Raw genomic sequence first — 19,824 nt, forward strand, 5'->3', positions numbered from 1 at the left:
CAGCGGAACGCTGCGCCGCACCGACGCCGCCGGCAACACCTCGGTGATCGGCACGATTCCGGTGTACTCGCACGACGAGGAGGGCCTGCAGGGGGTCGGGGTGGACCCCGGCTTCGCCAGCAACCGGTTCATCTACCTCTATTTCGCCCCACCGCTGTCCACCCCGGCCGGGGACGCTCCGGCCACCGGAACCAACTTCTCCGCCTGGGTCGGCGTCAACCGGCTGGCCCGGTTCACCCTCAACGCCGACTTCACGCTGAACACGGCGAGCCAGGTCACCGTGCTCGACGTGCCGGCCGACCGCGGCATCTGCTGCCACGTCGGCGGCGACATCGACTTCGACGCGGCCGGCAACCTGTACCTGTCCACCGGGGACGACACCAACCCGTTCGCCTCGGACGGCTACTCCCCCATCGACGAGCGCACCGACCGCAACCCGGCGTTCGACGCGCAGCGCAGTTCGGCCAACACCAACGACCTGCGCGGCAAGGTGCTGCGGATCCGGGTCAACGCCAACGGGACCTACTCGATCCCGGCCGGCAACCTGTTCCCGCCGGGCACCGCCAACACCCGTGCGGAGATCTACGCGATGGGCTTTCGCAACCCGTTCCGGATGAGCGTGGACAAGGCCACCGGCATCGTCTACCTCGGCGACTACGGACCGGACGCGGGAGCGGCCAGCGCCACCCGCGGACCGGGCGGCCAGGTCGAGTTCAACCGGATCGCCTCGCCGGGCAACTACGGGTGGCCGTACTGCACCGGAAACAACACCACCGCGGAGACCTACTTCGAGTTCACCTTCCCGTCCGGACCGTCCGGCGCCCGGTACAACTGCGCGGGCGGGCCGACCAACAACTCCTTCCGCAACACCGGCCTGGCCACGCTGCCCGCCGCACGGGCGGCCTGGATCCCCTACGACGGCGGATCGGTGCCGGCGTTCGGCAACGGGTCGGAGTCCCCGATGGGCGGCCAGGTCTACCGCTACGACCCGAACCTCAACTCCGCCGTGAAGTTCCCGCAGGCCATGGACGGGCACTACCTGGCGGCCGAGTTCGGCCGGCGCTGGCTGCGGCTGGTCGACGTCAACGCCGACGGCACGGCCGGGCAGATCAACCCGTTCCCGTGGACCGGAACGCAAATCATCGACACCGCCTTCGGCCCGGACGGCGCGTTCTACGTGCTGGACTACGGCACCGGGAACTTCGGTGGCGACGCCAACTCCGCGCTCTACCGCATCGAGTACACCCCCGGCGCGGGGGGCCAGCCACCCATCGCGCGGGCCGCGGCCAACCGGACCTCCGGACTGGCGCCGCTGGCCGTGACCTTCTCCTCGGCCGGCTCGTCCGACCCGGACGGCGGCGCGCTGACCTACCTGTGGAACTTCGGCGACGGCACGACGTCCACGGCGGCCAACCCCACCAAGACCTACACCACCAACGGACAGCGCACGGTCAGCCTCACCGTGACCGACCCGACCGGGCGCACCGGCAACGCCAGCCTGGTCGTCACGGTCGGCAACACGGCGCCGGCGGTCACCATCACCACCCCGGTCAACGGCACGCTGTTCAACTTCGGCGACGCGATCCCGTTCCAGATCACGGTGACCGACCCGGAGGACGGGACGATCAACTGCGCCCGGGTGCGGCTGACCTACGTGCTCGGCCACGACAGCCACGGCCATCCGATCACCTCGGCCACCGGCTGCTCCGGCACGCTCACCATCCCGGTGGACGGCGAGCACGACACCGCGGCCAACCTCTACGCGGTGTTCGACGCCGAGTACACCGACCTCGGGGCGAACGGACAGCCGGCGCTGACCACGCACACCCAGCACCGGCTGCAACCGCGGCACCGGCAGGCCGAGCACTTCACCGCGCAGAACGGCGTCACCGTGGTCAGCCACACCGGTGCCGAGGGCGCGTCCACCGTCGGCAACATCAACAACGGCGACTGGATCTCGTTGGCGCCCTACGCGTTCGGGTCGGCCAACCGGTTCACCGCGCGGGTGTCCTCGGCCGGGTCGGGCGGCACGCTGACCGTGCGCAGCGGTTCGGCGACCGGCCCCGTGCACGGATCGGTGACCGTGCCGGTCACCGGTGGCTGGGAGACCTTCGTCAACGTCTCCACCGCGCTGACCGGGGTTCCGGCCGGCAGCACCACGCTGTTCCTGGTGTTCACCGGCGCCGGAACCGGGGCACTCTACGACGTGGACGCGTTCACGGTGGACTCCGGCACCGGCGGCGGTGGCACCGGACCGATCACCGGCATCAACGCCAAGTGCGTGGACGTCTCCGGGGCCGCCACCGCGGACGGCACCAAGATCCAGCTGTGGACCTGCAACGGAACCGCGGCACAGAGCTGGACCCGCACCGGCAGCACCCTGCGCGCGCTCGGCAAGTGCATGGACATCTCCGGCGGCGCCACCGCGGACAACACCCGGGTGCAGCTGTGGACCTGCAACGCGACCGGCGCGCAGAACTGGACCCCGATGGCGAACGGCACGCTGGTCAACCCCCAGTCCAACAAGTGCCTCACGCCGCAGGCCGGCGGCACCGCCGACGGCACCCAACTGGTCATCCTCACCTGCTCCGGCGCGGCGAACCAGCGCTGGACCCTGCCCTGAGAGGAACGACGAACCATGCGACGAACACTCATCTGCGCGGCCGCGGCCGTACTGGCGTGCGGTACCGGCACGCCGGTGGCCAGCGCCGCGGACGCGCCCTACGACGTGCTGGTGTTCTCCCGCACCGCCGGGTTCCGGCACGACTCCATCGCGGTCGGCACCCAGGCCATCCGGGATCTGGGCGCCGCCAACAGCTTCACCGTGACCGCCACCGAGGACCCGAACGCGTTCAGCACGGGCAACCTCGCGCAGTACGAGGCGGTGGTGTTCCTCAACACCACCGGAGACGTCCTGAACGCGGCCCAGCAGACCGCGTTCGAGTCCTACATCCGCGGCGGCGGCGGGTACGTCGGCGTGCACTCGGCGGCTGACACCGAGTACGACTGGCCGTTCTACGGCGAACTGGTCGGCGCGTACTTCGCCTCGCATCCGGCCACCCAGCAGGTCACCGAGCGGGTGGAGAACCGGGCGCACGCGGCCACCGCACACCTCGGCCAGACCTGGGTGCGCACCGACGAGCTGTACAACTACCGCACCAACGTCCGGTCCACCGCACGGGTACTGGCCACTCTGGACGAGTCGACGTACTCCGGCGGGTCGATGGGCGCCGACCACCCGCACACCTGGTGCAAGACCCTCGGCGGCGGGCGCTCGTTCTACACCGGCAACGGTCACACCCAGGCCAGCTACAGCGAGACGTCGTTCCGGGCGATGCTGCTCGGCGGCATCCGGTACGCGGCCAACCGGACCAGGGCGGACTGCCGTCCGGAGACCGGCTACACCGCGCTGTACAACGGATCCACCGCCGGCTGGTCGCAGGCCGGCCCCGGTTCGTTCACCAACGCCGACGCCACGTTGAGCTCGGTCGGCGGCCTGGGCCTGTTGTGGTACAGCGCAAGGGAGTTCCGGTCCTACTCGCTGAAGCTGGACTGGCGGCTGCTCGGCGACGACAACTCCGGCGTGTTCGTCGGGTTCCCGCCGAGCTCGGACCCCAACACCTCGATCAACAACGGCTACGAGGTGCAGATCGACGCCACCGACACGCCGGACCGCACCACCGGGGCGATCTACGGGTTCCGCTCGGCCGACCTGGCGGCGCGGGACGCGGCGCTCAACCCGCCCGGCGAGTGGAACACCTTCGAGTTGCTGGTCGAGGGCGAGCGGCTGCAGGTGTTCCTCAACGGCGTGCGGGTCAACGACTTCACCAACACCGATCCGGCCCGCTCGCTGGTGTCCGGGCACATCGGCATCCAGAACCACGGCACCGGTGACGATGCCTCGTTCCGCAACATCCGGATCAAGGAACTGGGCGGCACCCCGCCGCCCGGACCGCGCACCGGGCCGATCACCGGCGTGAACGCCAAGTGCGTGGACGTCTCCGGCGCGGCCACCGCGGACGGCACCAAGATCCAGCTGTGGACCTGCAACGGAACCGGCGCGCAGCGGTGGACCTGGTCCGGCACCGCGACCGCCGGCGCCGTCACGGCGCTGGGCAAGTGCCTGGACGTCTCCGGCGGCGGCACCGCGGACAACACCCGGGTGCAGCTGTGGACCTGCAACGGGACCGGGGCGCAGAACTGGACCGCCGGGTCGGACGCCACGCTGCGCAACCCGCAGTCCGGCAGGTGTCTCACCCCGCAGGCCGGCGGCACCGCCGACGGCACCCAGTTGGTCATCCTCACCTGCTCCGGCGCCGCGAACCAGCGCTGGACCATGCCCTGAATCGATTCCCTTGGGGCGCAACGTCACGTCGTACCCGTGCTACGGAATGGACGTGACGTTGCGCCCCAAAATCGAGTCCGGGCACTATGGGCCCGGTGACCGTTCTGGACGCGTTGACCTACCCGATCGTTGCGGCGCCGATGGCGGGGGGCGTGTCCACGCCGGCGCTGGCCGGGGCGGTGTCCGAGGCGGGCGGGCTCGGCTTCCTGGCCGCCGGATACCTCAGTCCGGGCGTGCTGCGTGAGCAGATCCAGGCGGTGCGCGGGCTGACCGCCCGGCCGTTCGGCGTGAACCTGTTCGTGCCCGGCGACCCGGCGGCCGACCCCGAGGCGCTCAACCGGTACCGGGACCGGCTCGAGGCGGAGGCCGCGCTCTACGGCGCCGTGCTCGGCGAGCCGGTGTCCGACGACGACGGGTGGTCGGAAAAGCTCGCCGTGGTACGGGAAACCGGGGTTCCGGTGGTCAGCTTCACGTTCGGCTGCCCGACCCGCAACACCGTCGCCTCGCTCAAGGCGCACGGATCCAGCGTGGTCGTCACGGTGACCTGCCTGGACGAGGCGCGCATCGCCGCCGAGGCCGGCGCGGACGCGTTGTGCGTGCAGGGACCGGACGCCGGCGGCCACCGGGGCACCTTCGCCAACACCGGGAAGGTGCCCGACATCGGCCTGATCCCGTTGCTGCGCCGGATATCGGCCCAGATCGACCTGCCGATGATCGCGACCGGCGGGTTGGCGCACGGCGCGGACGTGGCGGCGGTGCTGGTCGCCGGGGCCCGCGCCGCCCAACTCGGGACCGTGTTCCTGACCTGCCCGGAGAGCGGCGCCAACCCGACCTACAAGGCGGCGCTGGCCAACCGCCGCTTTCCCGGCACCGCGATGACGCTGGCGTTCTCCGGCCGTCCGGCCCGCGGCCTGGTCAACCGGTTCCTGCTCGACCACTCGGCCGAGGCCCCGGTCGCCTACCCGCACGTGCACCACCTGACCAGGAACCTGCGCGCCGCAGCCGCCACCGCGGGCGACCCGGAGGCGATGAGCCTGTGGGCCGGCCAGGGTTACCCCTTCGCCCGCGACATCCCGGCCGCCGACCTGGTCACCACCCTCGCCACCCAGGCCCGCACCGCGCTGGCCGACGCCACCCACCGCTTCGCCCGCTGACCTGCGTAGCTCATGGTGGCCCGGCACGCGGACAGCGGTGCGGCGGCGTAGCGTGGAGGGATCATGGCGACGAATCTTGTGTTGATCGGGTTCGATGGGACGCCGGCGGCGGAGCGGGCCGTTCGTGAGGCGGCGCAACTGTTTCCGGGACGGCCGGCACTGGTGGTCACGGTGTGGGAGGCGGGACGGGCGTTCGACCTCGCCATGATCCCGACCAGGGGGCTCGAGCTGCCGATGAGCGGCATCGACATCCGGACCGTCGCGCAGGTGGACGAGGCCATGTACAACGAGGCCAAGCAGCTGGCCCGGTGGGGCGCGCAGCTGGCCAGTGACCAGGGCCTGCCGGCCGAGCCGCTGGTGGTCGCGGACGAGCTCAGCGTCGCGGACACCCTGGTGCGCCTGGCGAAGGAGCACACGGCGGCGGTCATGGTGATCGGCGCGCACCACCACGGCCGGCTCTCCGAACTGCTGCTCGGCTCGACCAGCCGAGGCGTGCTGCAACACACGCCGTGCCCGGTGCTGGTCGTCCGCGCCGAATGACGGGTTCACATCTGCTGGCGTAGAAATACCCCATGGCTTCGGTCGTGGCTCGGGACCGACGGCGGCGGTGGTCGCTGGTCGCGGTCCTGGCCGCGGTGCTGATCGCGCTGCCGGCCGTGGTCGCGGCCCTGCCGTCCCCGGTGGCCCCGGTCGAGCCCGGCCGGCTCCGCGAGCTGATGGTGCGTTCGGCGGCCCAGCCCTACCAGGGCTACGCGGAGAGCACCGGCACCGTCGGCGTGCCCGACCTGCCGAACCTGACCCAGGTCACGTCCCTGGTCAACGGCACGACCCGGATCCGCTCCTGGTACGACTCCCCCGAGCGCTGGCGGTTCGACGTGCTGTCGCTGGGCAACGAACACGACGTGTACCGCACCCCGGAGGGTGAGTTCCTCTGGGAGTACGGCACCAGCCGGGTCACCCAGGTGCTCGGCGAACAGCCGGTCCGGCTGCCCAGGGCCGGCGATCTGCTGCCGCCCGACCTGGCCAGGCGGGTGCTCGCCGCGGCCCCCGGCGACCCGGTGGAGGCACTGCCGGCGCGCCGGGTGGCCGGCGTCGGCGCGGTCGGGCTGCGGGTGAGGCCGGCCGACCCGGAGACCACCATCGGTCAGGTGGACATCTGGGCCGAGCCGGACAGCGGGCTGCCGCTGCGCGTGGAGGTGACCGCCCGCGGCGGGGCGGCGCCGATCCTGGTCACCGAGTTCCTCGAGGTGCGCCTGGACCGGCCGGACCCGCTGACGCTCACCCCGGCGCATCCGCCGGAGGCCGAGGAGCACGTGCTGATGGCGCCGGACATCGTGGCGGCGCTGGGCGTCGCCAACCCGGCGTTGTTCCCCGCCGAGCTGGCCGGCCGGCCGCTGCGGACCGCCGAGCTGGCCGGGGTGCCCGGCGCCGCCCTGTACGGCACCGGACTGTCGGCGTTCGTGGTGCTGCCGCTGCCGCGCGGCCTGGGCGGGCGGGCCACCGAGGCGGCCCGCAAGGCCGCCGCCATCGACCTCACCCTGCCCGGCGGCACCGGTGTGCTGCTCACCATTCCGCCGGTCACCGTGATCATCGAGCGGTCCACCGCGAGCCGCCGGTCGTTCCTGCTCACCGGCCTGGTCACCCGGTCGGTCCTGGAACGCGCCGCCGCCGACCTGTCGACCGCACCGAGGAGCGGCCGGTGATCGTCACCCGGGCGCTGACCAAGCGCTTCGACCGGGTCACCGCGGTGGACCAGGTCGACCTGCACGTCCGGGAGGGCGACCGGTACGGGTTCCTCGGGCCCAACGGTTCGGGCAAGACCACGCTGGTCCGGATGCTGCTCGGCCTGGTGTACGCGACCAGCGGCGAGATCGAGCTGCTCGGCCGGCCGGTGCCCAGGCGGATCGGCGAGGTGCTCGGCGAGGTGGGCGCGCTGGTCGAGGGTCCGGCGGCCTACCCGCACCTGTCCGGCCGCACCAACCTGGCCCTGCTCGACGCGGCCGGGCCGGGCGGCGACCGGCGCACCCGCAAGCAGCGGATCGAGGAGTCGCTGGAGCGGGTCGGCCTGGCCGGGGTGGACCGCCGGCCGGTGAAGGCCTACTCGCTGGGCATGCGGCAGCGGCTGGGCCTGGCGGCCGCGCTGCTGCGCCGCCCCCGGCTGCTGGTGCTGGACGAGCCGACGAACGCGCTGGACCCGCAGGGCATCCGGGAGATCCGTGAGCTGCTGATCGACCTCAACCGGTCCGGCACCACCGTGTTCCTGTCCAGCCATCTGCTCGCCGAGGTCGAGCAGCTGTGCACCCGGGTCGGCGTGGTGGACCGCGGCCGGCTGGTGCTGGAGGACGAACTGGCCGGCATCCGCAGCCCTACCGGGCGGGTCGTGGTGGACACGCCGGACGCGGCGGACGCCGTGCGGGTGCTGGACGGGCAGCTCGAACACCGCGAGGGCGAGCGGCTGTTCGTCCGGCATGACGACCCGGCGTCGCTCAACGCGGCGCTGGTCACCGCCGGGATCCGGGTCGCGGAGATCGTCACCGAGCGGCGCACGCTCGAACAGGTGGTGCTCGAGGTGACCAGCTCCGGGTCGGACCGGGTGGACCGGAGCGTCACATGATCACCGTCGAGCTGCGCAAGCTGATGCTGCGGCCGCGCATGTGGGTCAGCGTGCTGCTGCTCTGCCTGCTTCCGGCGATCGTGGCGGTCTTCCTTGCCACGGCGGACTTTCCGCCGCCGCCGGGGCAGGGCGGGGCGTTCCTGTCCGCGGTGCTGCGCAACGGTTCGCTGTATCCGGCGGCGGCGCTGGCGCTGGTGTTGCCGGTGTTCCTGCCGCTGGCCGTCGCGGTGCTGGCCGGTGACGCGGTGGCCGGCGAGTCGGCCACCGGGACGCTGCGCTACCTGCTGGTCCGGCCGGTGGGCCGCACCCATCTGCTGCTGGCGAAGCTGATCGCGTTGTGCGCGTTCATCGTGCTGGCGATCCTGCTGGTGGTGATCACCTCGCTGGTCGTCGGGGTGATCCTGTTCGGCACCGGGGCCGAGGCGGTCGGCCAGCCCGGCGCGGTCACGTCGCTGTCCGGCGTGACGTTGAGCCCGGCCGAGCTGGCCCTACGACTACTCGGTTCGATCGGCTACATCGTGGTGTCGATGCTGGGGTTCGGAGTGATCGCGCTGTTCCTGTCGACGCTCACCGACTCCGGGTTGGGCGCGGCGCTCGGCGCGCTGGCCGTGCTGATCACCAGCTCGGTCCTGCAGACGCTGGACGCCGCCGCCCCGATCAAGGCCTACCTGCCGACCAACTACTGGCTGGCCTGGATCGACTTCTTCCGTGACCCGGTGTTCTGGCACAGCATCACCAACGGGTTGCTGCTGCAGGCCGGCTATCTGGTGGTCTTCTTCGGCGCCGCGTGGGCGAACTTCGCCACCCGGGACGTGACCGCCTGACGGCGACGCTGCCGGACCGCGAGCAGGCCCAGGATCAGCAGGATGGCGGACAGGCCGAGCAGTCCCTCCACGGGTGCGCCGGTCCGGGCCAGCGGCGGTGACCCGGGCGGGGGCGGCGGGGTGGTCTCCGGCGGAGAGTTGGGCGCCACCTCCTCGGCGTTGCCCTGGATGTCGGACTGTGGGAGCACCTCGTTCGTGTCGCCCTCGGCCGAGAACGGAACCCCCGGCGGGAAGCAGTCTTCCGCGCAGACTTCCTCCTGGGCACAGTTCAGCGACAGGCAGGCGGCCAGCTCGATCGAGACGCTGAGCTGGGTCGCCAGCGTGACCACGCCGGCCTCGACGACCGCGAGGACCTGGCCGAGGGTGTCGAGCAGACCGGCGGCGGTGGACAGCAGCAGGTTGCCGACCTCGACCACGACCGGCGCCGCGACCGAGATGGTGACCGTGACGGGCACGTCCGCGGCGAGGAAGAAGTCCTCGCCGACGCCGAGCGGGAAGGTGCTGGGTAGCGGCAGGGCGCGGGCCGCGTCCTGGAAGGCCCGGGCGCCGGTGACGGTCACGGTCGCCGGACCGTTGTTGCCGGCGACCGTGTAGGGCCCGGCGACCTTGCCGGGCGCCGCCTTGACCGGCCCGGTCACAGCCAGGCGCGGGCCTTCCTTGCGCGGCGCGAGCGGACCGTGTGCCAGCGCGTCGGCCACGATCCGGCTGGCCGGGCCGTTGATGGTGTCGTCGGCGTCGATCCGGCCGTCCCGGTCCCTGTCCCGCCACTGGACGAACCGGTCGGTGAAGTACCAGATCGCCGCCTGCACGATGGCTGCCGCCTGGCGCGGGTCGGCGACCGCCGGGTTCTTCCTGGCCGGGTAGTAGTTCTGCAGGATGTAGTTGACGTAGCCGAAGTTGGGGATCTCGGCCGGCGCGGCCCCGATGCCGTTGCGCGGACCGGGCTTGTCCGGCGCCCGTAGCTGGGTGCGGTAGGCGCCCAGCGAGTCGACACAGTGCAGGGAGGCGGCCGGTTCCGCCGCCCGCCAGTGCGGATCCGCCCTGAGGTTGACCGACGGGTTCGGATAACCCCGGCGGATGTCGTGATCCGGGTTGACGAAGCCCTCGAGGACGTACCCGGTCTGGCAGCCGGGTGCTGGCGCGATCGACGGCGTTACCTGTGCGCTCGCCGGAACCACCGTGCCGAACGTCGCGGACAGACCCAGCGCGATTGCCACGATCCTGCGCCTCCGCGATACCGGCGTGCGCGTCATGAAACCTCCTTGAGTGCGTGCGTGCCCGCCGGGGATGAAACGCCAAACCACGGCACTTCAACAATTCCGCCGCGCCACTCTCACGCTTTCGAGGCCACAAGACCACTCGGTGAGGTGGTCTACCGGCGATTCTGTGTACAGACCGTGTTCGCCGGGCCGGAGCCAAGCGGGGCGGTGCCCAGCGCGGTCCGGACGATGGCCGTGACCACGGCGTCGACCGGCAGCTCGGAGTGTCCTATTCGGATACCGGGGCAGAGTTGCTGGAGCGGGAGGTTGACCGCGCCGTCCAGCCGGGCGGAGTCGGGCGGTGTGACGGTTTCGTCGGTTTCGGTCCAGACCGACAGCCACGGAAGGGGGACCGGCGCCCCGTCGACGGAGGAAAGCAGGGCGCTGCCGGGAACGAGCTGTTGACAGGCGGTCGGGCAGGCATCGGGCAGCAGCACGCGACCGGTGCCGGCCAGCGTGGTGCCGTGCAGCGGAGCACCGAGGGTGACCACCCGCCGGGCCCGGTGCTCGCCGTCGTGCCGGGCCACCCAGAGCCGGGCCACCACGCCACCGGCCGAGTAGCCGATCAGGTCCACCGAGGGCGCGCCGCCGTCCAGCGCGGCGTCGACCTCCCGGTCGAGAACCGCGACCTGCGCGAGCAGGTCGCCGGTGCCGTCACCGGCCAGGGTGAGCACCCGGGTCTCGCGGCCGGCGCCGCCGATCCGGCCGGCCAGCGCGAGAAGCGCGTCGCGGGAACCGCCGTAGCCGGGAATGAGCAGCACCGGACCGGGGCGGTCCTGCGGCGGGGTCCCGGCCCGGGGCTGGCGGTCGGCCAGCACCCGCACGCCGAGGACCAGGACCAGAACGACCACGAGCACCGCCAGGGCGCCGAACAGCACCCGGCGCCGGCCGCTCAGCCCGGTCCACCACCGCACACCTCATCATCACTCACTGTCGATGCGTTCCGGGGCCGGACCGCGGGACCGCTGCTGCAACGGCATGGCGAACCAGACCACCCCGAACGCGACCAGCGCCGCCCCGCCGAGCACCACGGGCACCAGGCCGCCGATCACCATCTCGAAGATCAGCAGGAGGGTGCCGCTCACCGCCACGGCGAGGCAGGCGAGCCCGGCGATCGCCAGCTTGTCGGCCACCCGGATGATGTACTCCCGCCGGCCCTGCCGGAACAGCACCCGGTGCCAGGCCGCCGGTCCGGTCAGCAGCAGCACCGCGGCCGTGGCGAACAGCACCGTGGTCAGGTGGATGGCTTTCACATAGCCGCTGGCCGCGACATAGCGTTCCATGAAGGTGATCGATAACAGGAACCCGAACAGGATCTGCACCCCGGCCTGGGCGACCCGGATCTCCTGCAGCAGTTCGTTGAGGTTGCGCGCCAACTGCTGCGACTCTGACTCCTCGGCCTCACTCACCGTGTTCCTCCTCTCGCCGACCAGCGGTTACCCAAGCCGGGTGGGACCCAATCGGTTGACCGCGGACCGGCGGGGTACCCGGGCGCCATGACCGAACCGGAATACCACGACCACAGCAGTGCCGAGGATCTCGACGAGGACCGGCTGGCGCTGGACCCGCTCGAAGCCGGCATGGATCCGCCCGAGCACTGGTCCGAGGCCGACCGGTTCGGCACCACCGCGGCCGAGCAGCGGCAGGGCCAGGACCTGGAGCACCGGCTGCGGGAGGAGGAACCGGACGTCACGCCGGACCTGGACGCCGACCCGGACGACCTCGAGGCCGCCGACGGCGAGGCCGCCGACCAGCTGATCGTCGACGACATCCCCCGCGAGCTGCTGCCCGAGCACGCCGCCGTGGCCCGCGGCCAGTCTGCCGACGAGGCCGGCGGATCCATGGCCGAGGAGATCCGCACCCCGCACGACCGTTCCCGTTCTCGATAACCGTCCCAGATGGACAGCGGGACCCGGGATCCGTCCGCGAGTCGACCTACTTGTCCAGGGCCTTCGCCAGCACCGTGAGGTCGGCGAGGAAACCGGCATAGGCGGCTTCGCGGTCCGGGGCGCGCAGGATGGCCGACGGGTGGGTGGTCACCAGGAGCCGGGCGGGCGGAACCGGTTCGCCATCCACGGAGTCCAGGTCCAGCAACCGGCCGCGCAGGTCGGTGAGCTTGGCCGAGGGGCCGAGCAACGCCTTGGTGGCCACCGAACCCAGCAGCACCACGTACTCCGGGCACACGCGGCGCAGTTCGGCCAGCAGCCACGGCCGGCAGGCGACGACCTCGGTGCGGCTCGGGGTCTTGTGGATGCGCCGCTTGCCGCGCTCGACCCGGACGAACCGGAAGTGCTTGACGGCGTTGGTGACGTACAGCGCGGACCGGTCGACGGCCAACTCCCGCAGGGCCCGGTCGAGCATCGCGCCCGCGGGTCCGACGAACGGCCGGCCGGTCTTGTCCTCCTGGTCGCCGGGCTGTTCGCCGACGACGACGACCCGGGCACGCTCGGAGCCCTCGCCGAACACCGTCTGGGTGGCGTCCCGGTACAGGTCGCAGCCGGTGCAGGTGGCCGCGGCCGCGCGCAGTTCGTCGAGCCCGGCCGCGTCCGGCACGACGGCCGCGGTGCGAGCCACGGTCAGCTCCAGATGGTCAGCATCACCAGGGCGGCCGCGATGGTGGCCACGCCCCCGGCCAGCACCGGGTGGGCGCGGACGGTGCCGGCCAGCCGGTGTGCGTGATCGGTGGTGGCGTTCATCGCGTCGTGCAGCAGGGCCATCCGGTGCTGGGCGGCCTCCCGCATCCGGGCCTTGACGTCCGCCCGGTGCCGCAGCGCGGCGACCGTTTCGCCGATCTCGGCCCGGGTCAGCGCCGCCTCGTGCCGTAGGTCCTCGTCGGTCGGCGGGCTGCCGGGCAGCGCGTAGCGGTCCTGCTCAGCCTTGGTCCGGGTCATTGCTGGCTCCTTCCTTGATGACGTCGATGTCTTCCCGGACCCGAGCCAGTGTGGCGTCGGGGATGGGTGGCAGCGCCCGGCGCAGCTGCGAACGGCCGAGCAGCGCCACGACTACGGCCGGAACCAGGAGGCCGATGCCCACCACCAGCGCGGCGGTCCAGGCCGGCATCGCCGTGGCCAGTCCCAGCACCAGGGCGGCCAGCAGCACGGCGCCGGCGTAACCGGCGAGCACCAGCGCCCCGGCCAGCATGCCGCCGCCGACCGCGCCCCGCTTCGCCTTGGTGGCCACCTCGCGCGCGGCGAGTGCGGCCTCGAGCCGGACCAGCCGGGTGGTCTGCTCGGAGAGATCGCTGACCAGCTGGGCCATCGACCGGTCGGTCTGTTGCGTGTGGGTGGTCATCACTTGTCCTCCGCCGCGGCTCGCAGTGCCGGCAACAGCCGCCGCTGCGCCAGGTCGGTGAAGGCCTCCTGGTGCCCGCCGCCGATCTGCAGCAGCGCGATGTGGCTGAACCCGGCCTCCCAGAAGGGTTTCACCGCCTCGATGATCGGTTCGAGATCCGGTCCGCACGGGATGGTCTCGGCCACGTCCTCGGGCCGGACGAACTGCGAGGCCGCCGCGAACCCGGCCGGGCCGGGCAGTTCGGCGTTGACCTTCCAACCGCCCGCGAACCAGCGGAACTGCTCGTGTGCCCGGCGCACCGCGGCGTCGCGGTCGGGATCCCAGCACACCGGCACCTGACCGATCTTCGCCGACCGCCCGTCGTGCGTCCGGTCCCACATGTCGCACAGTTCCGGCTCGGGCTGCACCGCGATCATCGCGTCGGCCAGCGGGGCCAGCCGGTCCACCGACTGCTTGCCGGACACGGCGACGGCCACCGGCACCCGGGTCTCCGGCAGATCCCACAGCTTTGCCGAGTCGATCCGGAAATGGTCGCCCGCGTAGTTCACATAACCGCCGTCGAACAGCGCGGAAATGATCTCCAGAGCTTCGTCGAGCATCTCGTGCCGTACGTTCACCGGCGGCCAGCCGCGACCGACGACATGCTCATTGAGGTTCTCCCCCGCGCCGAGCCCGAGGGTGAAACGATTGCCGGACAACAACTGCACGGTGGCGGCCTGCTGGGCGACGACCGTGGGGTGATAACGCATGGTCGGACAGGTCACATAGGTCATCAGCTCCACCCGCTCGGTCGCCTGGGTCACGGCGCCGAGCACGGCCCAGGCGTTGGCGGAGTGACCCTGCTCGTCCAACCAGGGAAAGTAGTGGTCGCTGATCACCTCGAAGTCGAAGCCGGCCCGTTCGGCCAGGGCCGCGTGCCGCACCAGGTCGGCCGGCCCGGCCTGCTCGGTCATCAGCGTGTACCCGAAACGAACCATGGGGACCGGGTACCACGGCTCGGCCGGGGTCAACCACACACGGTGAGGATTCCTTGACAGGTCCGGCGGCGGGTGGTTTGCTCGGTTTGCCGAAACTGGGGCTCGACTGGGGCGTCGGAGATTTCGGGAATGGCGCCCGATCCGGCCATTAAAGGGGACCATTTTGGTACGCGTTACCACGATGTCCGAATCGGGAATCGTCACCGGGGAATGGGCGGTCCAGCGCTGGCACAAACCCCGGGTCAAGCCGGAGCACACGCCCTACCGGATCAACGGCGACCGCATCCGGATCGGCGGTGCGGTCTACGGGATCGCGGCCGAACTGGGCGATCCGACCGGCGCCATCGGCACGCTGCTGGACAGCCTGGACGGCACCCGGACGGTGGATGCCGTGGTGGCGGCCGTGCGGGCCCGGCATCCGGACCAGACCCCGGCGGACATCCGGCAGGCGATCTGCCAGTTCGTCGAAAGCGGCTATCTGGAGGACGCCGAGCCCGACCCGCCGCAGGCGTTGTCCGCCCGGGAGCGGGACCGGTACGAACGCAGCCGGCAGTTCTACCGCTGGGTGGACCTGCAGCCGCGGGCGAGCACCTGGGATCCGCAACTGCGGCTGCGCTCCGCCGCGGTGACGCTGGTCGGGCTCGGCGGGACCGGCGGCAACGCCGCGCTCGCCCTGGCCGCGAGCGGCGTGGGCACCCTGCACTGCGTCGACTGCGACACCGTCGAACTGTCCAACCTCAACCGGCAGATCCTCTACACCGAGGCGGACATCGGCCGGCCCAAGATCGATGCGGCGGCCGAACGGTTGCGGGCGCTCAACTCCGACATCACGGTCACCACCCAACACGAACGGATCCGTGGCGTGGCCGGCTTCCGCGACCTGGTCGCCGACTGCGACGTGCTGCTGCTGTGCGCGGACAGCCCGGGCGAGATCCGCGCCTGGGCCAACCGGGCCTGCCTGGACAGCGGCACGCCCTGGGTGGACAGCGGCTACCACGGCCCGCGCGCCTCGGTCTGCGTCTACCTGCCCGGCACCGGGGCCTGCTACGAGTGCCTGTGGCTGGCCGAACACGAGCGGCGCCGCATCCTCGGCGCCGCCGATCCGTACACAGTGGACCGGCGCGGCAGCAACGCGGTCTGTGCCACCTCCGCCGGAATCTGCGGACACCTGGCCGCCCACGCCGTGATCATGCTGTTGACCGGCATCTCCGCCGGGTGGCCGGGACGGGTGCGCGGGGTCAACCTCGCCGTGCCGGACGCCCAGTACCTCGTCGCGGACCCGCCCCGGCCGGACTGCCCGGCCTGCGGATCCGGTTCCAGAGCATGTTCATCCACCGGCCAGTCGAAGGAGGTGACCGTCAGTGCACGTCGAGATCCGAACCCTGACCCAGGACGAGGCTCTCTCCCTGTCCCATGACTCGGGCTGACGACGCGGCGGTGCGGGCGGCTCGCGGCCGCCCGCACCGTGGTTTGGGGGAAGTAGGGCACGAATGACAGGTTCGGCGACCCCGTTGCTGTGGTCCACCGGGATGGCGTCCGCGGGCGACGGGATCTTCAAGGCGGCCGCGCCGCTGCTGGCGGCATCGCTGACCACGGATCCGCGCGCGGTCGCGGCGGTCAGCGTCGCCTACTCGGCGGCCTGGCTGACCGGTCTGGTCGCCGGCGCGCTGACCGACCGGTTGCCCCGCCGGCAGGTGCTGATCTGGTCGAACCTGATGCGGGCCACGGGAATCATGGGTCTGGTGGCGCTGGTCGCCGCCGGGTGGGTGACGGTCCCGGCCATCGCCGCCGCCGCGTTCCTGGTAACCGCGGGCACCGTCTTCTTCGATCCGGCCGCCCAGGCGCTGCTGCCCTCGGTGGTGGGGCGCCGGATCGACGTGCTGAGCCGGCTCAACGGCCGCCTGGCGATGGTGGAGACGGTGGGCCGGTCCTTCGTCGGCCTGCCACTGGGCGCCGCGACGTTCGGAATCGGCGCCGCGGTGCCGTTTCTGGCCAACGCCGCCGCCTACGTCGGCTCGGCCCGGGCCGCCCGGCCGCTACCCGCCGCTCCCGCACCGGAAGGCGGCCGCGGCACCTCGCTGCTCGGTGACGTGTGGGCCGGGCTGGTGCACCTGTTCCGGGACCGCACGCTGTTCGCCATGTCCCTGCTGGTCGGCGCGTTCAACTTCGCCGACGCGGTGGTCATGGCCGTGTTCGTCTTGTACGCCAAGGAGATCCTGGGCGTCTCGGACCTGGCCTACGGGTTGCTGCTGACCTGTTTCGCGGCCGGCAGCGTGGTCGGCGGCGGGTTCGCCGGCCGGCTGGCCCGGGCCCGGTGGGAGATCATCGAACTGGTCGCCGTACTGGTCCAGGCCACTGGCTGGATGATCATCGTCAGCACCGCGTCGGCCTGGGCGACGGCGGCGGTGTTCTTCGCGACCGGGTTCGGCGCCGCCGTGGCCACGGTGGCCATCGTGTCGACCCGGCAGGCCATGGTGGCCGACAACATGATCGGCCGGGTGGTGGCCGGGTTCCGGGTGATCGGCAACGGTTCGATGGTGCTCGGCGGGATCGTCGGCGGTCTGGTGGCGGCCCGCTACGGCCTACCGGCCGCGCCCTGGACCGCCGTGGGCCTGCTGCTGCTGACCGCGGTCCCGCTCGCCTGGCTGGTGGTGACCCGGCGCGGGTCGCATTCCCGGCTGGCTCAGGCTGCCTGACCGGACAGGATCTGCCGGGCCGCGGCGGTCTGTGCCGGGGTGCAGGTCTTGGTGTAGTGCGTCCAGCGGGCCCCCTGCAGCTTCGCCCCGCAGTCGGCGACGACCTCGATCCCGCCGACGTGCGCCAGCGCGGTCTTCGCCGCGCCGATGCCGCCGTAGATCCGGCCCTGCGCGACGTGCACCCACTCGTGCCGCACGACGTCGAGCAGCCGGTTGGCCGGCGTGCGCGGCGCGATGTAGACCACGCCCCTGGACAGGTCGGTCGCCCCCCACGAGCCCTTGTCCGCGACGACCCAGGTCGCCGAGCCGGCGCCCGGCACCGCGGCCACGGCGGCGTTGAGCCGCTCGGCGAACGACTGCGCGGCCGGCTTCGGCGCTGCGGCCGGCTGCTCCTGGACCGGCGCGGGGCTGGTGACCCGGGGCGCGGCGTTGACGGTCGGCACCTGGGTGGCGGCGGCGGGTTCCAGAACGGTCGCGGCGGTAGCACTCGGTGCCGGCGGGTTGATCCCGGTCAGGGCCGACAGCAGCAGGGCGAGGATTTGCGCGAGCATGAATCCTCAGTCGGCCGGATTTCGCGCCGTCCGAGGATTTTCCCGCGCTGCCACCGAGTTGCACCCGACTCGCACCCGGTTCGCTCCCGACTCCGACCGCAGGTGACCGCTCGGTCACCGCGAGGCACGACCGTCCAACCCGGACCAAAGCGCCGTTACTCCGCGTGGCGATCCGCGGTTGCTCCTAATGCAGTAACCTCTGCCACTTTCCGTTTGGTCCGGCTCTGACCGGACAACCCCGCGACCAGACAAACCTCCTGTGACGGAAGGAAATGTGATGTCAACCGGCGCAACCATCGTGATCATCGTGGTCGCCGTCGTCGTGCTGGCACTGGTCGCATGGTTCGTGCAGCAGCAGATGCGACGCCGGCAGCTCCGCGAGCGCTTCGGCCCCGAGTACGACCGGGCTATCGAGGAAGGCAAGGATCGGCGCGAGGTGGAGAGCGAGCTGCTCGAGCGCCAGAAGCGGCACTCGCAGCTGGACATCCGTCCGCTGGACGAAGCCGCGCGGACCCGCCACATCGAGGAGTGGGAACGGGTTCAGGCCGACTTCGTCGACGATCCGGGCAGTGCGGTGGCCGAGGCGGACCGACTGGTGACGGTCGTGATGTCCGAGCGGGGCTACCCCACCGAAGGCTTCGAGCAGCAGGTTGCCGACCTGTCGGTGCGGCACGCGACGACGCTGAACCACTACCGCGACGCCCACGAGGTGATGGAGCGGCACTCGGTCAACCAGGCGTCCACTGAGGACCTTCGCGAGGCGATGGTGCACTACCGGGCGCTGTTCGAGGAACTGCTCGCATCCGAATCGGACGATCACCGGGCCGACACGGCCCACCGGCGAGCCTGACTGACCAAGGAGGATGGCACCGATGGCACACGACCAGAAGGTGGATGACGACAACCGGCTCCGCACCGAGGATCTGGCGACAGCCGGGGAGACGCGCCAAGCCGACACCGACGAGCTTCCCCCGCCCCGCACGGCGGACGACGACATGGACTACGCACGCGACGGCGAGACCCGGGACAGCAACACCGACGAGTTCGACCGGGACCGGTTCGACACCGAGCCGGACATGACCGGCACCGACCAGGACATGGCCGACCGGACCGAAACCGGCTGGACCGAATCCGAGCGGACCCACACCGAGTCGGACATGACCGACCCGGACATGACCCACACGGACACCGACCGGGACATGACGGACCGGCACATGACCGACACGGACATGACCGACACGGACCGGACGGACACCGGCTGGACCGAGATCAAGCCCGAGGCCGGCGGCGAGCCGGAGGTCGCGGCGAGCGAGCGGCCCACCCCGCAGGCGACGGACGACTCCGACCAGGTGCGCCAACTGTTCTCGTCCGAGGACGTGGAGCGCTTCCGCACCGAGTGGCAACAGGTTCAGACCATGTTCGTCGACGACCCGAGCGAGGCGGTGCGCAGCGCCGACCACCTGGTCGCCGAGGTGATCCAGTCCCTGGCCACCATGTTCAACCAGCACAAGCAGGAGCTCGAGGGCCACTGGCGCGAGGGCGACGGCGACCTGCAGACCGAGGACCTGCGGATCGCGCTGCGGCGCTACCGCTCGTTCTTCAACCAGCTGCTGGACGCCTGAGGTTCCCCAGCCCGGATGCCCACACCGGAGACCCCGGTGTGGGCATCCGTCATTTCTGGTCTAGGTCGCGTGCAGGTTCCCGTCCGCGCCGATCAGACAGCTGGCCGAGCCGGCGGCGGAGCGCACGAACTCGGTGACACACCGGCCGAGCTGCGCGTGGCCCCGGGCGTTGGGATGGAAGGACTGCTGCGCCATGTGAATGCCGACGGCGTCCAGCCCGCCGTACACCCAGGCGAACGGGTCCACGGTGATCCGGTTCTGCCATTCGGACGCCGAACTGGCCCCGCCGCTGCACGCCTCGCGGCCCTCGGTGGCCCGGGAGAAGTCCAGGAACCGCACGCCGGCGCGCTGGGCGACGCCCCGCAGCGCGGCGGACAGTTGCGGGACCGCCTCGGTCCGGCCGTACCGCGCATCGGACAGGCGGAACGGGCAGCCCTGCGGGCCGTGCAGGATCTCGTCCATCCGCTCGGTGACCGGCGAGGCGTAGGAGG

At 71.7% G+C, this 19,824-nt stretch carries 20 protein-coding genes and 1 pseudogene; 12 read left to right on the forward strand and 9 right to left on the reverse strand.

The window, feature by feature from the left end:
- The 7 genes from VFO68_RS13790 to VFO68_RS13820 form a co-directional block, all read left to right on the forward strand.
- The coding region (locus tag VFO68_RS13790) for a carbohydrate-binding protein (protein ID WP_325158653.1) at window positions 1-2,623 on the forward strand (2,623 nt) is incomplete at its 5' end.
- A gap of 15 nt (window positions 2,624-2,638) precedes the next feature.
- Complete coding sequence (locus VFO68_RS13795; RefSeq protein ID WP_325158654.1) at window positions 2,639-4,345, forward strand: ThuA domain-containing protein; 1,707 nt, start codon at window positions 2,639-2,641, stop codon at window positions 4,343-4,345.
- Between the two features lie 86 nt (window positions 4,346-4,431).
- A complete protein-coding gene (locus VFO68_RS13800; RefSeq protein ID WP_414635498.1) occupies window positions 4,432-5,499 on the forward strand; it encodes an NAD(P)H-dependent flavin oxidoreductase in 1,068 nt (355 codons plus the stop codon).
- 63 nt (window positions 5,500-5,562) lie between these two features.
- Window positions 5,563-6,039: a universal stress protein gene (locus VFO68_RS13805; RefSeq protein WP_325158656.1), complete on the forward strand. Its 477-nt coding sequence runs from the start codon at window positions 5,563-5,565 to the stop codon at window positions 6,037-6,039.
- Window positions 6,040-6,071: 32 nt separating this feature from the next.
- Window positions 6,072-7,202, forward strand: a complete 1,131-nt coding sequence (locus VFO68_RS13810) for a hypothetical protein (RefSeq protein ID WP_325158657.1) — start codon at window positions 6,072-6,074, stop codon at window positions 7,200-7,202.
- Window positions 7,199-8,113, forward strand: a complete 915-nt coding sequence (locus VFO68_RS13815) for an ABC transporter ATP-binding protein (RefSeq protein WP_325158658.1) — start codon at window positions 7,199-7,201, stop codon at window positions 8,111-8,113. The genes VFO68_RS13810 and VFO68_RS13815 overlap by 4 nt, the downstream gene beginning before the upstream one ends.
- Window positions 8,110-8,937 carry an ABC transporter permease gene (locus tag VFO68_RS13820; RefSeq protein ID WP_325158659.1) on the forward strand — a complete coding sequence of 276 codons (828 nt, stop codon included), beginning with the start codon at window positions 8,110-8,112 and terminating at the stop codon, window positions 8,935-8,937. The genes VFO68_RS13815 and VFO68_RS13820 overlap by 4 nt, the downstream gene beginning before the upstream one ends.
- Here VFO68_RS13820 and VFO68_RS13825 read toward each other — a convergent pair.
- The 3 genes from VFO68_RS13825 to VFO68_RS13835 all read right to left on the reverse strand — a co-directional run bounded on the left by VFO68_RS13825 (window position 8,874) and on the right by VFO68_RS13835 (window position 11,605).
- Window positions 8,874-10,154, reverse strand: a complete 1,281-nt coding sequence (locus tag VFO68_RS13825; RefSeq protein ID WP_325158660.1) for a Cys-Gln thioester bond-forming surface protein — start codon at window positions 10,152-10,154, stop codon at window positions 8,874-8,876. The genes VFO68_RS13820 and VFO68_RS13825 overlap by 64 nt on opposite strands.
- 155 nt (window positions 10,155-10,309) lie before the next feature.
- Window positions 10,310-11,110: a lipase gene (locus VFO68_RS13830; RefSeq protein ID WP_325158661.1), complete on the reverse strand. Its 801-nt coding sequence runs from the start codon at window positions 11,108-11,110 to the stop codon at window positions 10,310-10,312.
- Between the two features lie 9 nt (window positions 11,111-11,119).
- The gene (locus VFO68_RS13835; RefSeq protein WP_325158662.1) at window positions 11,120-11,605 is read right to left on the reverse strand and encodes a DUF6328 family protein; all 486 of its coding nucleotides are present in this window, start codon (window positions 11,603-11,605) and stop codon (window positions 11,120-11,122) included.
- 87 nt (window positions 11,606-11,692) lie between these two features.
- Between VFO68_RS13835 and VFO68_RS13840 the strand changes: the two genes are divergently transcribed.
- Window positions 11,693-12,085: a hypothetical protein gene (locus tag VFO68_RS13840; protein WP_325158663.1), complete on the forward strand. Its 393-nt coding sequence runs from the start codon at window positions 11,693-11,695 to the stop codon at window positions 12,083-12,085.
- Window positions 12,086-12,131: 46 nt separating this feature from the next.
- Here VFO68_RS13840 and VFO68_RS13845 read toward each other — a convergent pair whose 3' ends face one another.
- From VFO68_RS13845 to VFO68_RS13860, 4 genes are read right to left on the reverse strand one after another with little or no spacing between them, the layout of a single operon-like run.
- Window positions 12,132-12,776 carry a UdgX family uracil-DNA binding protein gene (locus tag VFO68_RS13845; protein WP_414635499.1) on the reverse strand — a complete coding sequence of 215 codons (645 nt, stop codon included), beginning with the start codon at window positions 12,774-12,776 and terminating at the stop codon, window positions 12,132-12,134.
- On the reverse strand, window positions 12,773-13,087 hold the full coding sequence (locus VFO68_RS13850; RefSeq protein WP_325158665.1) for a DUF3618 domain-containing protein: 315 nt from the start codon (window positions 13,085-13,087) through the stop codon (window positions 12,773-12,775). The genes VFO68_RS13845 and VFO68_RS13850 overlap by 4 nt, the downstream gene beginning before the upstream one ends.
- Window positions 13,068-13,487: a phage holin family protein gene (locus VFO68_RS13855; protein ID WP_325158666.1), complete on the reverse strand. Its 420-nt coding sequence runs from the start codon at window positions 13,485-13,487 to the stop codon at window positions 13,068-13,070. The genes VFO68_RS13850 and VFO68_RS13855 overlap by 20 nt, the downstream gene beginning before the upstream one ends.
- The gene (locus VFO68_RS13860; RefSeq protein WP_325158667.1) at window positions 13,487-14,464 is read right to left on the reverse strand and encodes a TIGR03557 family F420-dependent LLM class oxidoreductase; all 978 of its coding nucleotides are present in this window, start codon (window positions 14,462-14,464) and stop codon (window positions 13,487-13,489) included. The genes VFO68_RS13855 and VFO68_RS13860 overlap by 1 nt, the downstream gene beginning before the upstream one ends.
- Window positions 14,465-14,645: 181 nt before the next feature.
- Between VFO68_RS13860 and VFO68_RS13865 the strand changes: the two genes are divergently transcribed.
- Both VFO68_RS13865 and VFO68_RS13870 read left to right on the forward strand, forming a co-directional pair.
- The gene (locus tag VFO68_RS13865; protein WP_325158668.1) at window positions 14,646-15,881 is read left to right on the forward strand and encodes a HesA/MoeB/ThiF family protein; all 1,236 of its coding nucleotides are present in this window, start codon (window positions 14,646-14,648) and stop codon (window positions 15,879-15,881) included.
- A 73-nt stretch (window positions 15,882-15,954) separates the two neighbouring features.
- Entirely contained in the window at window positions 15,955-17,160 is a 1,206-nt protein-coding gene (locus VFO68_RS13870) for an MFS transporter (RefSeq protein WP_325158669.1), read from the forward strand.
- Here VFO68_RS13870 and VFO68_RS13875 read toward each other — a convergent pair.
- The gene (locus VFO68_RS13875) at window positions 17,148-17,711 is read right to left on the reverse strand and encodes a hypothetical protein (protein ID WP_325158670.1); all 564 of its coding nucleotides are present in this window, start codon (window positions 17,709-17,711) and stop codon (window positions 17,148-17,150) included. The genes VFO68_RS13870 and VFO68_RS13875 overlap by 13 nt on opposite strands.
- A gap of 307 nt (window positions 17,712-18,018) precedes the next feature.
- On the opposite strand from VFO68_RS13875, the gene VFO68_RS13880 reads away from it, so the two are divergent.
- Together VFO68_RS13880 and VFO68_RS13885 are read left to right on the forward strand one after the other, a co-directional pair.
- Window positions 18,019-18,561: a hypothetical protein gene (locus VFO68_RS13880; protein ID WP_325158671.1), complete on the forward strand. Its 543-nt coding sequence runs from the start codon at window positions 18,019-18,021 to the stop codon at window positions 18,559-18,561.
- Between the two features lie 22 nt (window positions 18,562-18,583).
- Window positions 18,584-19,333 (forward strand): hypothetical protein, encoded by a 750-nt coding sequence (locus tag VFO68_RS13885; RefSeq protein ID WP_325158672.1) that lies wholly within the window; start codon window positions 18,584-18,586, stop codon window positions 19,331-19,333.
- 60 nt (window positions 19,334-19,393) lie between these two features.
- Here VFO68_RS13885 and VFO68_RS13890 read toward each other — a convergent pair.
- Window positions 19,394-19,824: pseudogene (locus tag VFO68_RS13890) on the reverse strand (hypothetical protein); the annotation flags it as partial.

Source organism: Actinophytocola sp., assembly GCF_035712165.1.
GTDB lineage: Bacteria > Actinomycetota > Actinomycetes > Mycobacteriales > Pseudonocardiaceae > DASYTH01.